Source organism: Acinetobacter sp. YH12249 (assembly GCF_013417475.1).
In the GTDB taxonomy this organism is placed as follows: Bacteria; Pseudomonadota; Gammaproteobacteria; order Pseudomonadales; family Moraxellaceae; genus Acinetobacter.
Genome location: NZ_VPDX01000004.1, coordinates 66,942 through 83,493 on the forward strand (window position 1 = coordinate 66,942; position 16,552 = coordinate 83,493).

Annotated in this window: 14 protein-coding genes; 4 read left to right on the forward strand and 10 right to left on the reverse strand. The window is 41.3% G+C overall.

What is annotated here, in order from left to right:
* The first annotated feature begins 10 nt into the window (after window positions 1-10).
* The gene (thiM, locus tag FTV25_RS03540; RefSeq protein ID WP_125279013.1) at window positions 11-844 is read left to right on the forward strand and encodes a hydroxyethylthiazole kinase; all 834 of its coding nucleotides are present in this window, start codon (window positions 11-13) and stop codon (window positions 842-844) included.
* A gap of 476 nt (window positions 845-1,320) precedes the next feature.
* Here thiM and FTV25_RS03545 read toward each other — a convergent pair whose 3' ends face one another.
* Window positions 1,321-2,844: a TerC family protein gene (locus tag FTV25_RS03545; protein ID WP_004783960.1), complete on the reverse strand. Its 1,524-nt coding sequence runs from the start codon at window positions 2,842-2,844 to the stop codon at window positions 1,321-1,323.
* A 960-nt stretch (window positions 2,845-3,804) separates the two neighbouring features.
* Between FTV25_RS03545 and FTV25_RS03550 the strand changes: the two genes are divergently transcribed.
* On the forward strand, window positions 3,805-4,269 hold the full coding sequence (locus FTV25_RS03550; protein ID WP_179992445.1) for a MarR family winged helix-turn-helix transcriptional regulator: 465 nt from the start codon (window positions 3,805-3,807) through the stop codon (window positions 4,267-4,269).
* Between the two features lie 83 nt (window positions 4,270-4,352).
* Here FTV25_RS03550 and FTV25_RS03555 read toward each other — a convergent pair whose 3' ends face one another.
* The 5 genes from FTV25_RS03555 to FTV25_RS03575 all read right to left on the reverse strand — a co-directional run bounded on the left by FTV25_RS03555 (window position 4,353) and on the right by FTV25_RS03575 (window position 11,787).
* Window positions 4,353-5,015 (reverse strand): SOS response-associated peptidase family protein, encoded by a 663-nt coding sequence (locus tag FTV25_RS03555; protein ID WP_180002210.1) that lies wholly within the window; start codon window positions 5,013-5,015, stop codon window positions 4,353-4,355.
* Window positions 5,016-5,107: 92 nt separating this feature from the next.
* Window positions 5,108-6,550, reverse strand: a complete 1,443-nt coding sequence (locus tag FTV25_RS03560; RefSeq protein ID WP_180002209.1) for an aldehyde dehydrogenase family protein — start codon at window positions 6,548-6,550, stop codon at window positions 5,108-5,110.
* A gap of 465 nt (window positions 6,551-7,015) precedes the next feature.
* Window positions 7,016-9,181 carry a malate synthase G gene (locus FTV25_RS03565; protein ID WP_180002208.1) on the reverse strand — a complete coding sequence of 722 codons (2,166 nt, stop codon included), beginning with the start codon at window positions 9,179-9,181 and terminating at the stop codon, window positions 7,016-7,018.
* A 363-nt stretch (window positions 9,182-9,544) separates the two neighbouring features.
* Window positions 9,545-10,696, reverse strand: coding sequence for a cell division protein ZapE (zapE, locus tag FTV25_RS03570; RefSeq protein WP_166135048.1), 1,152 nt, complete (start codon window positions 10,694-10,696; stop codon window positions 9,545-9,547).
* 83 nt (window positions 10,697-10,779) lie between these two features.
* Window positions 10,780-11,787, reverse strand: a complete 1,008-nt coding sequence (locus FTV25_RS03575; RefSeq protein WP_180002207.1) for an AraC family transcriptional regulator — start codon at window positions 11,785-11,787, stop codon at window positions 10,780-10,782.
* A 144-nt stretch (window positions 11,788-11,931) separates the two neighbouring features.
* On the opposite strand from FTV25_RS03575, the gene FTV25_RS03580 reads away from it, so the two are divergent.
* Window positions 11,932-13,428, forward strand: coding sequence for an NAD(P)/FAD-dependent oxidoreductase (locus tag FTV25_RS03580; RefSeq protein ID WP_180002246.1), 1,497 nt, complete (start codon window positions 11,932-11,934; stop codon window positions 13,426-13,428).
* A 65-nt stretch (window positions 13,429-13,493) separates the two neighbouring features.
* Window positions 13,494-14,402 carry a lysine exporter LysO family protein gene (locus FTV25_RS03585; RefSeq protein WP_180002206.1) on the forward strand — a complete coding sequence of 303 codons (909 nt, stop codon included), beginning with the start codon at window positions 13,494-13,496 and terminating at the stop codon, window positions 14,400-14,402.
* 101 nt (window positions 14,403-14,503) lie between these two features.
* Here FTV25_RS03585 and FTV25_RS03590 read toward each other — a convergent pair whose 3' ends face one another.
* The 4 genes from FTV25_RS03590 to FTV25_RS03605 form a co-directional block, all read right to left on the reverse strand.
* Window positions 14,504-14,725 carry a hypothetical protein gene (locus FTV25_RS03590; RefSeq protein ID WP_005236122.1) on the reverse strand — a complete coding sequence of 74 codons (222 nt, stop codon included), beginning with the start codon at window positions 14,723-14,725 and terminating at the stop codon, window positions 14,504-14,506.
* A gap of 87 nt (window positions 14,726-14,812) precedes the next feature.
* On the reverse strand, window positions 14,813-15,493 hold the full coding sequence (gene pyrF, locus FTV25_RS03595; RefSeq protein ID WP_373683618.1) for an orotidine-5'-phosphate decarboxylase: 681 nt from the start codon (window positions 15,491-15,493) through the stop codon (window positions 14,813-14,815).
* Between the two features lie 243 nt (window positions 15,494-15,736).
* The gene (locus FTV25_RS03600; protein WP_005236124.1) at window positions 15,737-16,102 is read right to left on the reverse strand and encodes a lipopolysaccharide assembly protein LapA domain-containing protein; all 366 of its coding nucleotides are present in this window, start codon (window positions 16,100-16,102) and stop codon (window positions 15,737-15,739) included.
* A 22-nt stretch (window positions 16,103-16,124) separates the two neighbouring features.
* Entirely contained in the window at window positions 16,125-16,430 is a 306-nt protein-coding gene (locus FTV25_RS03605) for an integration host factor subunit beta (RefSeq protein WP_005097312.1), read from the reverse strand.
* Window positions 16,431-16,552: the final 122 nt, after the last annotated feature.

The window sequence follows — 16,552 nt, forward strand, 5'->3', positions numbered from 1 at the left end:
GATCAGGATGATGAATACTTCCGTGCAACAATTACAAAATACTTTTCTCGATCAGATCTGTGAAGCCTGGTCATTGCTTCAAGAGCAGCAACCCTTGGTGCATGTGATGACTAATGCGGTGGCCAGCAACTATGTGGCCAATATCTTGCTGGCTGCGAATGCTTCGCCCGCCATGATTGATAATCCTTTTGAAGCAGAGGGTTTTGTCAAAATTGCCGGGGCACTCAGTTTAAATTTGGGAACGCCGACTACTGAACAGGTTGAGGCAATGCAGATTGCTGCTAAAACAGCACACAGCATTCAAAAGTCATGGGTACTAGATCCTGTTGGTTATGGAAATGTACTGCATTGGCGTTCAGGTGTTGTGGATCAGCTCATGACCTATCAACCCACAATTTTACGGGGAAATGCTTCAGAAATTGGTGCCTTGGCAGGGAAAAATATTGAGTCCAAAGGCGTCAATAGCACTGTCGATAGCTCGGAAGTTTATCTACAGGCGCAGTCCTTACTGGAACAATGTGAATGTATTGCTATTTCAGGTGAGTCTGATTACATCATTTCCAGAGATTATCCGGTGATTCAGGTTTTAGGCGGTTCATATTTACAGCCGCGCGTCACAGCAACTGGATGTGCCCTAGGGGCCCTGATTGCAGCGTATAGTGCAGTAAGTTCTCCTGCGATCGCAGCGCTCTCTGCTCATGTTCATTTTGCAATCGCCGGTCAATTGGCTTTTGCCAAAGCACCGACCTTAGGCCAGTTTAATGCTGCATTTACCGATGAGATCCATCAATTGAATATAGAAACGATCCGTCAATATGCAGACTTTCGGATTTTGGCGGATTAAGCATCAGTCGGGTGTTTTATAATGAACACATAGAACACCCTATTACACTATTCAACTTATTTTTAGATAATTAAATTCAGCCCTAATCTGGCAAAAATAATTTTTCAAGCGCTCAAGCTGAGTATTGTGTAAGCTTTGGATGAGCTTTTGTATCTCGAATTTGACTAATATCTTTCAAAATTACGTGAAATATATATTTTACCACTTAGTCAAATTCACACTTATTTTTAAACTTTATTTAAATTTGTTTAATAATTCTAAATAAAGCATGTCTGGATTTTGATACTTCAGTAAGATTTATTACTTCTAAACCTGTAAAACCTATTACGCATTCTTGGCTTCCGAAATATTCAATACTCCATTTAGCCTGAAGAATAAGCTTAGGTGAGCATTAATATCTAAGTCATAAATAATATTCAATAAAAAAGTCAGTTGCCCTTAAGCAACTGACTCAAAAAAATAATCAAGACAGGCGATTAACCCTGATAATGGATACTCACCGACTTAATCCGGTTATTTTCGATTTCCATTACCTTGAATTGAATACCTTGGTAGTTCAGTTCAGTGCCTACCTCGACCACACTATTGGTTTTATCCAGAATCAGACCGGCAACACTGATATAGCCTGCATCTTCATCAATCAGATCCAGCATACCGAGCTCAAGTTCTAACTGGTACAAATCCAGCATACCAGATGCAATCCAGTGTGTATCATCAACTTTGACCAGATCCAGCTGCTCATCGGCATCCGGGAATTCACCGGCAATTGCCTCAAACACATCTAGCGGTGAAATCAGACCTTGTACATGACCAAATTCATCGCTCACCAGCACCAGAGAGCCTTTTGAGGTACGTAAGGTATTAATCGCGTCAATCACCTTCATTCTTTCAAAGATATAGATAGGGCGATGACGCTTGATCAAAGCTTTTAACTCTTCCGGTTCATCCAGTACATCTAACAGCTCTTTGGCACGAACGATGGTAATCACCTTATCCAGACTGCCCCGACAAACCGGAAACAGGCTGTGGGGTACAGACAGGATTTTTTCACGGATTTGTTCCGGACTATCCTCCAGATCGACCCAGGAAATCTGACTTCGTGGGGTCATGATCGATGCTACAGAACGCTCTGCCAAGGTCAATACCCCGCCAATCATATAGCGTTCTTCATCCGCAAAGGTTTCCTGTGCTTCATGCTGAGTAGTACTGGTGGTTTCAAGCTTAGCGCCCATCAGTTGGAGAATACTGTTAGCAGTGCGATGACGCAACGGAATCTTGGCTTCATGTTTCGCAGCATTGCGCTGACTAAACTGGTTAAAGGCTTCAACTGCAATTGCAACGCCAATACCAGAATAGATGTAGCCTTTCGGAATATGGAAACCAAAACCTTCTGCCATTAGGCTGATCCCGATCAGTAACAGGAAGCTCAAACACAGAATCACGACCGTAGGATGACGATTCACAAAGTTAGTCAATGGTTTAGACGCCAATAACATCACGGCCATCGCGATAATCATCGCCGCCATCATGACATAGATATTATCGACCATACCTACAGCGGTAATCACCGAGTCCAGTGAAAATACGGCATCCAAAATGACAATCTGAGCCACAACTGCCGTAAAGCCCGCATATGCCACCTTGGTCGTGACCTGTATTTCAGGCTTGCCTTCAATTTTTTCATGAAGTTCGGTGACAGCTTTATAAAGCAGGAATAAACCACCAAAGAGCAGAATCAAATCCCGTCCAGAGAAAGTCCAGTTAAATAATTGAATAAGCGGTTGAGTCAAGGTGACTAACCAAGAGATCGCAAACAGCAGACCTAAACGCATTAGCAAGGCCAAGGATAGACCAATCACACGGGCCTTATCACGCTGTTCAGGGGGAAGTTTCTCAGCCAGAATGGCAATAAAGACTAGGTTATCAATACCTAAAACGATTTCGAGAATAATAAGAGTAATTAAACCAACCCAAATTCCGGGATCTAATAAAAATTCCATTAGAACACCATCCCGTTTGAGTATGTAAGCAACGAATATGGAAGATCAACGCACGGCGAGGGATCCATTTAATTTAACCTTTTCGACTTAAGATGTATCCATTATGCATAAACTTATGATTTTTGAACAATAAAATTTATGAAAAACTGTTGCACCGCTTTGCCTCTCCTTATTCTAAAATCTTTTAATTTTCAAATCATTGGCCGAAATCTGTCATGTTCTACATAACTCATTACAAATTAAAGAAAATTTAAGCTTCTTTTTGACTTTAAGCACTTTAAATCTATGAGATAGAAGCCTGAGATATAAATTACTGTTTCTCTTAATATTCGTATCTATTCATACATCATAAAATATTGAATGATCCACTATCCTGCTAGGTCCATTAAATCCACTTATCTAAAGACATATTTTAAATATGGATTTTTTTATTAAAATGGTTCATACACGTTATGAATAGTTAGTCGTGAGATCAAAAAGATGCATAAGTTTCTCATCCAAAACGGTTTTATTCGATGAGTGACCAATTTAAATGTACTCGCTCTAGCTTTCGGTCAGATTTGAGAAATCCGCATCTGCATCGTGCTACAGATTAAAAATGTATCAGAGCATTCATTTAAACAGCATCGATTTTGAATTGTATTTCCGCATACTCACCAAAAGTAAGATATGCGCAGGTCGGCCATTTATCCATATGGTTTGCCAATCCAGCTCTTATTTAGACTCTAAACCTAATCTGGAGCCTTAAGATTTGCATGTCATATCAATGCCATTCATCTGGATAAAGACAGTTACAATTTGCCCCGATTGAGCTACAACATGTAAATCGCCTGATTTTTTGATGTTAAGAAGATCTAACAAATGCAATCTCGTTAACATTTTAAAAATAAAGGTTGAAACATGTATAAACTTTTACATAAAATGTCAGTGCCCTAGAAAAATAAATAAAAGGAACATTTCATGACTAAAAAATATGCAAAATTTTTACCTTGTGCAGAAGACTTTAATTTAGAAAACTTTCCATACTACTGGGTGACTCAAGTCCATGCCCAATATGTCCTAAATGTAGATCATGCACTAAAAAAGTATGGTGTCGATAATTCACGTCGCCGTATCTTGCTTGCTCTTAAAGCCAAACCACATGCCAGCGTTTCTGACCTGTCAGAAATGGTCGTATCTAAAATGTCGACAACCACCAAGATCGTTTATCGCTTAAAAGATGAAGGTCTGGTTGAAACCTATTCCTGTGAAGACGATGCTCGTATTACCCGTGTCGTGCTGACTGAAAAAGGAATGGAAATGACACATAAAATTAATGACCTGACCAATGTTGTACTGGAACAGTCATTTGAAGGGCTAACCCCATTACAAATTGAAAAAACTATGGAAAGCTTACGCCATATCTTTAAAAATTTGGCTCGTTAAGTATTTTTTCAATTTTGAATTTAGCTGGCGAGATCAATAACACCTTTTATAATAATTAACGATCCGCCATTGCTTTCTAGGTTTTAGGAATCAAAAAAGTTCAGCTGTGGACTGGCTTTTTTGATTCTTTCTTTTGGTACATGTGAACATTCGAACTCCTCCACTGGAAATCCCTGTACAAAGCTACGAATATTCGGTTGCGTGAGATTCAACCATTCATGTATACGCTCATGCGGAATCACAATGACTGAACGTTTAATATTTCCCGGCTCATGAAACTCTTTCATCATGGGATGGTCTATTGCATCCATCGTAATCATACTGGCTGAACGTACGATTTCATCCTGCACCCGTGCAATTTCATACAGTGCCGCAATAAAGGTCGCCTTTCCATCTTTACGTCTGACGCCCCAGCGTTGTGGTTTATTATCAAAATACTTTGACTCATAAAATTCCGAGACGGGAATTACCCCAAACTTGCATTTGACTGTCGCTTCTACAAAGGTTGGTTTTTGCAGCAAAGTTTCATTTCTGGCATTGTAGGTTTTTGTCCCAATCGTTTTATCCTCTGCCCATTTGGGAATAAAGCCAAAGTTAACCGAGCGCCATTCCAGACCTTGATCAGATTGAAATAACAAGGGGGTAGCATAATTCGGATAGACTTCTTCCGGATATTCAAAGGGAATTTCCGGCAAGCCCAGATCATGTATTTGCTGTGAAGTTAAAGGCTTAAAGTTGGCACACATGCTTAATCAGACAGATCACTTGATGTTCTGATTATAGCTTGATGCCAAGCTTAAAGCTGTATGGATTATGGATAAGTTTCTATCATTTAATATTATTCACTGGGTACAGTCAGCCAGTGAGTACGGGTGAATTCCTCAAAAATCCAGCGTCCATTAAAACGCCCAAGCCCAGAGTTTTTCTCTCCCCCAAACGGAGCATTAGCCTGATCTGCCACACTAATACCATTGATATGAGTCATACCGATATCCAGCTGTTCTGTAAAACTGATACCACGTTCAATATTCGAAGTACAAACCGCACTGGATAAGCCAAAACGGGTATCATTGGCCAGCTTTAAGGCATGTGCTTCATCACGAGCTTTCAGTACTGGCAGAATCGGTCCAAAACTTTCTTCCTGAGCCAGTGGAGATTCAGGTGCTACCCCAGTAAAGATATGTGGATAAACCAGATTACCTTCTATACCCCCTTCATATACCAGCTCTGCACCCTGCTCTTTTGCACTCTGAATAATCTGCTGATGTTTTTTGACCTGACTCTGATTGATGATCGGCCCAATGATGGTCTCTTCCAGATTTGGATCACCCACAGCAACAGTTTTCACTCGCTCTAAAAGCTTTTCCACATAGGCATCATGGATGGATGCATCAACAATGACCCGATTGGTGCTCATACAGATTTGCCCCTGATGCATAAAGCGTCCCATGATTGTCAGTTCTACTGCCAGCTCAAGATCAGCATCATCCAGAATCACCAGTGGCGCATTTCCGCCCAGTTCCAGCGCCAGACGTTTAATTCGAGGGCTGGCTAAGGCTTTACTTCCTACATTCTGTCCGACTTCAGTAGAACCCGTGAATGAGATCATTTTTGGTATCGGATGTTCGACAAAATAGTCACCAATTTCACTGCCTGCACCTGATACCACATTGAGCACACCTGCAGGTAAGCCAGCTTCTTCAAAAAGTTTTCCTAATAAGGTTCCACCTGTCACTGGCGTATCACTTGCTGGCTTGAGTACCACACTATTTCCACAGGCAATCGCTGTTGCTACCGAACGCATGGATAAATGAAATGGAAAATTCCATGGGCTAATGACACCAATCACACCCAAGGGTTTACGCAGTACCAGACTTTTACGTTGGGGATCTTTGCTCTCCAGCTGTTCAGTCTTGATCTGCTCCGGAAATTTCTGACTTTCCTGAATAATGGATAAAGCAGCGCCAACTTCCAGATCCGCTTTAAAACGGGTACTTCCAGACTCAAGAATTAACCAGTCAATAATTTCATCCTGGCGTGCCTGAATCACCTGTTGTAGTTTTTGCAGGATTTGCTGTCTTAACTCAACTGATTTAATAGCACCCTGCTGAAAGGCTTTATCAGCTGCAGCATAAGCCGCATCCACATCTGCTGTACTGGCAGACTGCAAAGTAAAGATCGTATCTTGGGTGTAGGGATTCAGATTCTGAATCATTTTCTGGGAACGGCCGGGTTGCCACTGACCCGCAATAAACTGCTGATCCAAATGTTGATATGCCATGCTGTTCTTCCCTGCAATTTATTGATTTGCTTTTACTTTAGCAGAGCCATTTCAGGATGGAAGTGACAGCGACGAATTGTTACGCTTTTATCTTTAGCTTTATAAGTAAGTGGAACTTACTGATGCATGATTCTCTTTTATCGCAGTTTAAATCTTCCAGTACATCAGCCAAAATACGATTCTTAGAAATTAAAAATTGCGAATTAAACTGAGTCTTAAATGTCATGATCCAAAGCTCTACAGCTACCCAGCATGAGGAACTGTAAACGTTCATAGGAATAGCGATTGGCAGATATAAAGCTACTGTTTAACAGATAATTATTATTAAAATTTTCTTCTGTGACATTGTTCTGTTTTAGGTGTTCAGTCAGTTAGTTTACCTTCCAAAAGAACATTTTTAACCTTAGAGATTATTTTAGAGCAATAAAAAAAGCCTCCGAAGAGGCTTTTTTTTAAGTTACAGGATTAGTCACCTGTATAACCTTTAAGTTTTAAACGCGCTGCGTGTAGAAGCGGCTCTGTATAACCTGATGGCTGTTCACCACCTTTGAAGATCAGATCAGAAGCAGCCTGGAATGCAATGCTGTTGTCAAAGTCAGCAGCCATTGGCTTGTACAGTGGATCATTCGCATTTTGCTCATCCACAATTTTCGCCATGCGTTGCATTACTTCTTCAACCTGTTCACGCGTTACAATTCCATGACGTAACCAGTTTGCAACATGCTGAGAAGAAATACGTAAAGTTGCACGGTCTTCCATCAAGCCCACATCATTGATGTCTGGAACTTTAGAACAACCTACACCCAGATCAACCCAACGAACCACATAACCCAAGATACCTTGACAGTTATTTTCAAGTTCTTTCAGTTTCTCTTCTTCAGTCCAATTGGTATCTGCTGCAAGTGGTGGTGTCAACAAATCATCAAGTGGTAATGCTTCAGTCGAAAGAAGTTCTTGCTGACGGTTTGCGACATTGATTTGATGGTAGTGAATCGCGTGAATTGCAGCACCTGTTGGCGATGGAACCCATGCACAGCTTGCACCTGCTTCAGGATGTTCAGTTTTGGTTTTGTACATGTCTAAAAGCATGTCTGGTTTTGGCCACATGCCTTTACCAATCTGTGCTTTACCACGTAAACCTGTTTGTAGACCAATCATCACGTTACGGTTTTCGTACGCTGGGAACCATTTTTGACCTTTGATTTCACCTTTACGAACGAATGGACCTGCTTCCATGAAGGTATGGATTTCATCACCAGTACGGTCCATGAAACCTGTATTAATGAAGATGGTACGATCTTTAGCTTGTGCGATACAGTTCTTCAAGTTGACAGATGTACGGCGCTCTTCATCCATAATCCCGATTTTAAGTGTTTTCGCAGGTAAACCAAGCGCCTGTTCAGCACGTTCAAACAGTTCAACCGCAAATGCAACTTCTTCCGGACCGTGCATTTTTGGCTTAACGATGTACATAGAACCGGTACGTGAGTTCTTGATCGTGTTCTCACCACGGATATCAGCCACAGAAAGCAATGGAGTGACCAATGCATCCATAATGCCTTCATAAATTTCTTCGCCATCTACAAGGATCGCCGGGTTTGTCATCAAGTGACCAACGTTACGAAGCAGCATCAATGAACGACCATGAACCTTGGTCTCACCGCCTTCAACATTTTTGAAAGTACGGTCAGCATTGAGTTTACGGGTAATGGTCTTGCCATTTTTCTCGATAGACTCTTCAAGCGTACCTTTCATCAAGCCTAACCAGTTACGGTAGCCTTCTACTTTTTCTTCAGCATCAACTGCTGCAACAGAGTCCTCCAAGTCTTGGATTGTTGTTACGGCTGCTTCAAGCACAACGTCTTTTACGCCTGCAGCATCTGTTTGGCCAATTGGGCTGTTTGCATCAATCTGGATGATCGCATGCAGGCCGTTATTTTTCAGTACGATTTCAGTCGGTGCAGAAGCTTCGCCATTGTAACCAACGAATTTAGAGCTATCCGCAACAGTTGTGGTAGAGCCGTCTTTCAGCGTTACAACCAGTGCATTACCTTCAACTGCATATTTGGTTGCATCAGCATGTGAACCTTGTGCCAGCGGGAATGTTTCATTTAAGAAGTTTTTCGCGAATGCGATAACTTTCTCACCACGTTTCGGGTTATAGCCTTTACCTTTTTCAGCACCATCTTCTTCAGAGATCACGTCGAAGCCGTATAAAGCGTCGTATAAAGAACCCCAGCGTGCATTCGCTGCGTTCAGGCAGTAACGTGCATTACGTACTGGAACTACCAGCTGTGGGCCAGCCAATAGTGCAATCTCTTCGTCTACATTTTCAGTGCTGATCTGGAAATCCTCTACTTCTGGTAATAAGTAGCCAATTTCAGTCAAGAAAGCTTTGTAAGCTTGTAATTCAAATGTGTTATTGCGATGCCATTCATCAATTTTAGCTTGAATATCATCACGCTTAGCCAAAAGTGCTTTGTTTTTAGGGCTAAGATCAACAACGACTTGTTCAAAGTTCTTCCAGTATGTTTCGCTGTCCAAACCAGAACCTGGTAGTGCTTCATTTTCGATAAAATCGTAAAGTTCTTTAGCAATCGCTAACTTGCCTTTTTGAATACGTGCAGTCATTGTCTTTCCTGATATTGCTACTTTTTATACAAGAGATTCTAGTATACCGATTAAAATCTAGCTGAATAGTACTATCACACCGCAAAATAATGAGCATTTTTCTAATAAGAATACCCTCATATTCTTATTAAATGATGTCACACACGATGCAATATCATCCTGCTAAATACCCTCATGACAGTGTATAAAGTTTTTGAAATGTAGAAATTAGACTTAAGTTCAGATTTTTGAATAAAAGTTGTCCGTTCTTTTTATACAAGGTCATATTTAGATCAAGATTAAGCCATGTTTGTGTGAACTTGTCGATCTTTGATGTAATGAAATGCATAAAAAAGCGCCGGTCATAACCGGCGCTTTTTGTATTTATTCAGGCTCGCTTGAAGCTATTTTCTCGATCTGGCGATGTTCAGAATGCAGATATTCATCTGATTGCATCTCTAGCAAACGTGAACGAGTCCGTTCAATTTCAAAAGCCAGTCGCTCACCTTTATAAAGATCAACGATATTATCTTCCGAAGTTAGCAGCAATTTGACTCCACGGTCATAAAATTCATCGACCAGATAAATGAAACGACGTGTGGCATCATTCAGGAAATCGGTTAAATGCGGCACATTGCTGACCAATACCGTATTGTAAATATTCGCAATTTCAATGAAGTCAGCTGGGCTACGCGGTTTTAGACATAGTTCAGAGAACTCACACCACAAGACATCTTCAGTATGAGCCACAGTTTCAACAATGCGGTTATTGATGATGATTGGTTCTTGAGAAGAGGTTTGGGTTTGAGTCAGTGCGGTATAGCGATGTGCCAACCAGTTTTTATTATCATGCGTTAGTGGATATTTGAATAATTGCGCCTGCTTTAAGACACGTAAACGGTAATCCACACCAGCATCTACATTCAGAATGACACAGTTTTTCTTGACCATTTCAATGGTTGGCAGAAAACGGTCACGGTGAATCCCGTTTTTATATAAACCATCCGGTGCAATGTTCGAAGTCGCTACTAGCGTAATGCCACGTTCAAACAGCTTCTGGAACAGATCACTCAGAATCATGGCATCTGTCACGTTAGATACAAAAAATTCATCAAAGCAGATCACCACAGCATCTTTATAAATCTGATCCGCTACGAGATCCAGCGGATTACGCTGACCTGAAAGCTTGTTTAACTCACGATGCACATGCTGCATAAAATGGTGAAAGTGCATACGGGTTTTGCGGCGAAATGGAATCGACTCATAAAACTGATCCATGAGCCAGGTCTTGCCACGACCTACTCCGCCCCACATGTATACACCCTTCGGCGAAGTCTGACGGCGGAAACGGCGAAAGGCTTTCTTAGACGCTTTAAAGCGCTGAATTAATTCCAGCCAGGTACGATTTAGCTCATGTACTGCCATGGCCTGTGCATCATCAGGCATAAACTGTCCTGAAGACAAAGCCTGTGCATAACGTTCTGCAGGAGAGATCGGACTAAAAGCGGTGCTGTGCTGTGAATTAAAATCGGACATAGGTTTCGTACTATTCAGGATCTGTTTAATTATAGCGGAGTTTAGAACGCACACTATAACACTTTGGCATTAACTAACTTAGGCTATTTTATATATTGCCGAGGACTTTGCCCAAACCAACGCTTAAAGGCATGGTTAAAAGCAGCCGGTTCGGAATAACCCAATAACTCTGCAATCATTTCAATCGAATACTGTTTATATTCAATGAGTCGCAAAGCTTTATCTTTAATAATCTCTTCGCGAATCTGTTTATAACTGGTATCGAACTGCTGTAATTGATGGCGTAAAGTACGTTCTGGAATATTCAGAGCCTGAGCCGTTTCAGCCATACTCGGCATCAAACCGGTTTGCAGCTCCAGATAATCCTGTACTCGCTGTACCACAGTCGGGACATCAGCATCTTCCGCCAGACGTTCCAGTTCAGCCAGACACTTTGCTTCATAGACTGCAAAGGTCTCCGCATCTGCTGAAGGAATCCGGATATCCAAAATGGCCTCATCAAACCAGAATGCAGCTCTTGCAGCACCCAACTGTACCTGTGTTCCATAATAATCATGATAGATTTTCTGGGTAGCAGGTTGTTCCGGTGCGGCGAAAGGCAGTTCAATCTGCAAGTCAGGCTTGGACAAACCCATCATCTTGTAAATATCGCGAATGAACTTGAAAGTACCTGAAATCTCAGCTTGCGCGACCAGCATTCCCAGATGATCTTCCGTTTTCTTGGGATAATAGCAAAGCGCACTGCGGTACTCACTTTGCTCCACTCCCAACTGACCGGTAAGATGCGTCAATTGCTGAAAACGAATCACCTGATGCATCGCATCACGTACGGTTGGACTGGTCACCAGCAACATCAGCAAAGGCCCATAACCTGCCAAAGCATAATGCTGGCCGATCAATAAACCCTGTTCTGGCTGGATATCCTGACCCACCACCTTGAGCACATCATATTCCACGCTTGGGTGAATAATTGAAGTCGGATCAAGCGCATCAATACGCAAGCCGATATTTTGCAGTTTTTGATCGACCTCTATGCCAGCCTTGCGCATGCCCTGGATCAGATACATCAGACTGAGAACAGAACGTTTCATAACCATACAAATACAATGTGATAGCTCTAGTTGTACTATAAAAATAAACCGTCGGCTATTGCCGTTTAGATCAATTTTATATCTAATAGCCAGTTAATAAATCAAGATAATTATCCATTATTAAAATAAGCAAGGAATGCGAAGATACTGGACAATACAAGCCCTACCCACAATCATCCTTATACCAAAGTGGCCATTATCGGTGCCGGTTTTGGCGGGATAGCGATGGCAATACGTTTACAGCAGCAAGGCATCCATGATTTTATTATTATAGAAAAAGATAGCGATTTTGGTGGAACCTGGCGCGATAATCAGTATCCGGGAGCGGCCTGTGATGTGCAATCACACATGTATTCCCTTTCTTTTGCCCCCAAAACTGACTGGTCAAAACGCTATGCCGAAGCACCGGAAATTTTTAGCTATATTCAAGATTTAGTCAGTGATTATAATCTTCGGGCTTTTGCTCGGCTGAATACCGAAGTACTTGGGGTTCATTACCAGCAAGACCGATGCTTATGGCAAATCCATCTGCATGATCAAAGCATTCTGGAAGCCCAGTTTGTAGTATTTGCCTCTGGTCCTTTACATGTTCCTCAAATTCCTCATATTACGGGCATTGAAAAATTTAAGGGTAAAATCTTTCACTCTTCTCACTGGGATCATCATTATGATCTCAAGGGAAAAAATGTTGCATCGATTGGGACTGGTGGCAGTGCAATTCAATATATCCCTGAAATTGCACCCGAATGCAAACAGCTCTATGTCTTGCAACGTACTGCGGCTTGGGTTATTCCACGGGATGAGCGCCTATATCATGACCTGGAAAAAAAGCTATTTTCCAAATATGAATGGTTCCGCAAGTTACACCGGATTCGCCTGTACTGGTCCAATGAATCACGCGTGGTGCCTATCGTTAAACCAACTGTCATGAAATATGCTCAGAAACTGGCTGAAGCTTATATTCGCTATCAGGTCAAGGACAAGGAAACTGCCAAGAAGTTAACTCCAGGCTACATCATGGGCTGTAAACGGATTCTGGTGTCTAATCAATATTTCCCTACCTTTAACCGTAAAAATGTGGAACTGGTTACTGAAGGCATTTGTGAAGTGACTGAAAACAGTATTATTACAGTAGATGGTAAAGAACGTCCGATTGACTGCCTGATCTACGGTACCGGATTTATTACTGATCCAAGAATTTATCTGAAAAATTTTGACTGCACTGGCCTGAATGGCATTCACTTAAATGATGTCTGGAAAGATGGTGCCGAAAGCTATTATGGAATCTGTGTGAAAGGTTTTCCGAACCTGTTCCAGTTATTAGGGCCAAATACTGTGCTGGCACATAATTCAGTCCTTTTCATGATTGAAGCGCAAGTAAGTTATATCCTGCAAATGATCGCCCTAGTGGATCAATCACATAGTGATGCAATTGTGGTCAAAGATCAGGTACAGGAAAAATTCAACCAGGATGTCCAACATATGCTGGACAATACGGTCTGGCAATCTGGCTGCGTTAGCTGGTATCAGCAGGAAGGTGGGAAAAATTTTGCCTTATGGCCTACCTATACCTGGAAATACTGGCTCAAAACCAAAACTCTTAATGCAGCAGATTATTATTTTTTAAATAAAGCCAGTTAAAAGCCCTTCACATTCATAGTGCTAGCGATGGCATAATAAAGACTGATTTATCATACTTTTTTATTATGCAATCGCTTTGGTTAGTATCCCAGCTTCTGGTCTGTTTAGTGCTTGGTTTTGTTTTTGCGAAACGGCTTCCTGCTCCCCTCACAAAAATCTGCTTTAAGGTTCTTCCGTATTTTAGTTATATTTTGCTGATTGCCATCGCTTTTGAGTTTTCTGAACTTTTAGCGGAATTACCTCATCCTGCTCAGATTCTAAATACCTCTATTACCATTGCTTTTCTCACCTCTATTGGGGCATTTGGCTGTTGTTATCTGCTCTTTAAATGGGCAGATTTCCAGCCTTCTTCTGGACGGGTATCCACTGAGCTAGTGATTAAATCACTGGTCAATATCAGTTATGCGTTCTTTGCCTTAGCCGCTGGATACTTGCTGCATTATAGTTTCACTCAAATAGGGCTTTCTGTTCAGATCAGCACTTGGCATTTATTACTGGTCTTTATGTTTCTAATTGGACTGGATCTCGCCTACTCACCACTTGATCGCTCATGGTTGAACTGGAAAATCCTGCTGGTTCCGACAGGTTGTATTGCTGGTTCATGCGTGGCAGCAATTGCCTATTCTTTCTGGAATCCAGATATTCATTTAAAAGACCTGATTATGTTGTCGCAAGGTTATGGTTTTTATTCCATGTCGGGTGTTGTCGTCACAGAACTGAAAAATGCAGAACTGGGCAGTATTGCCCTGATGAATGACCTGTTTCGGGAAATTTTTGCGATTTTACTGATGTATTGTGCCGGCTGGCGTTACCCAAGATCAGCAATTTCTGCTGCAGGGGCGACTGCGATGGATGTGACTTTACCCATGGTCAAACAGGCCTGTGGCAATGATTTTATTCCACATGCCATGGTGAGCGGTTTTATTTTATCTGTATTGGCGCCAGTAGCGGTAAGTGTGTTGGCGGTAATTTAAAAATCCCTCCCGACCTCCCTTTTTTAAAGGGAGGAGAAGTCCCCCTTTCATAAAGGGGGATTTAGGGGGATTCAATTAGAAATAAAATAAACTACGGAATATTAAAAATTCAAATCAACCCTACTCAATGAATCTCCTACTGTCTCCATCATCTCTGAAGCGAGTTCTACAATATCTATGCTATCAAGGCCTGACATCCAGTCCCATGAACCCGACTGTGCCTGTTGTTTATATTTTTCTTGCTGTTCGAATTGATCTGCTATTTTTTCCATCTCCAGCCTTTGTTCTAGCATCTTTTGTTCTGGTGTCTTTATTATTCTCATTTGAAATTCCTTTTTATTTTTATACAGCTTTTCTCAATGTATAAAAAAAGCCTTTCATATGAAAGGCTTTTTATCGGGTAGTAGAAATTACAATGTTGCCAAAATATCTTTTAGGGTTTGACGAGGATTTTCAGATTTGGTAATTGGACGACCAATCACCAGATGTGTTGAGCCATCCAGCATTGCCTGTTTTGGTGTCACAATACGTTTTTGATCATCTGCATTTGAACCTTCAGGACGAATCCCAGGAGTGACCAGTGCAAAGTCTTGTCCAATGCTTTCACGCAGCATTTTCGCTTCTTGTGCGGAACAGACTACCCCATCTAGGCCACTATCTTTGGTGAGTTGAGCCAGACGCTTTACATGTTCATTAGGCTCGATATCTAAGCCAATATCTTTCAGGTCTTCACGCCCCATTGAAGTCAACACAGTTACCGCAATGAGTTGAGTCTTATAGTTACCTGCTTTTAAACGCTCAACACAGATCTCCATCATTTTACGACCACCTGAAGCGTGGACATTGACCATCCACACGCCCAAGTCTGCCGCAGCACATACCGCTTGTGCAGTGGTATTCGGAATATCATGGAACTTCAGATCTAAAAACACGTCAAAACCTTTGTCTTGAAGTGCTTTTACAATGATAGGACCTTCATGAGTAAATAACTCTTTGCCCACCTTTACTCGACATAAGGCAGGATCGAGCTGCTCTGCAATCGTTAAGGCATCAAATTGACTTTTAGCATCCAGTGCAACGATGATACTCATGAGAAGACCCTTCAAATTGACAAAATTAAACCATTATACGGACTAGCCCTATAACAACCAAGAATATTTTCGCAAAAATGATTTTTTGATTCAAATTAAGTCATTTATTTATATAATTTTTATATATTTTTTCTAAATATAATTTAACAATAAAAAAACGCCTTAGAAGCTAAGCTAAAAGGCGTTTAATCAAAACAGGCGAAGTAAAAAAATCAGTAGATTACTTCGACTTCTCATTTTTGTCTAAAGCGGTGCCGATGGCCTGTCATTAGAATTAATATCTAATACTGTTTTCTCATGTCGTGTATGAGCTGCCGCTTCTGCTGCCATCATCTTAGCAGTATTCAACTGTTCCTTACGTAGATGCTCAATATCTTTACGTAGTCGTTTAATTTCCCAATTGCTCTGAAAAACGCGGAAAACCTGCACACCGAGTAACAAGCCAACCACTATTCCTAAGGAAAGAGTCAAAAGGAGCAATAACCCTAAGCGCATTGCAGGAACTTGAGTAAATAACAAGTCCACGGAGACCTCAGTCCCGTTTTGCAACACCAAAGCTAATGAATAGCCAAAGACGAGCAATAAAAGAATGACCAGAACGTAACGCATGAACACCCCGTAAATATCTTGTTTATTTGTTTGCAGATTCGTTTACTGCATCACGAAGTGCTTTACCTGGCTTAAAGTGTGGAACAGCTTTTGCTGCAACTTCAACAGATTTACCTGTTTTAGGATTACGACCCACGCGAGGCTCACGATGATGCAATGCAAAGCTGCCAAACCCGCGAATCTCAATACGGTTATCAGATGATAAAGCTTCAATCATTTGATCAATCATAATTTTAACTGCTTCTTCCACTAAAGGTTCAGCCAAATGCGGATTCTTTAGCGCGATGCGCTCTATTAAGTCAGACTTATTAAGTGCTTCAGTAGTCATCTGCGACCTCTTTAATTATCAAGCTACTCGGGATCTATTTTCCGATAATAACCTGTTTAAATACAAAACGGTAGCGCAATAATTAAATACTACGCTACCGTTTACAGTATTTGTGTAAAAAG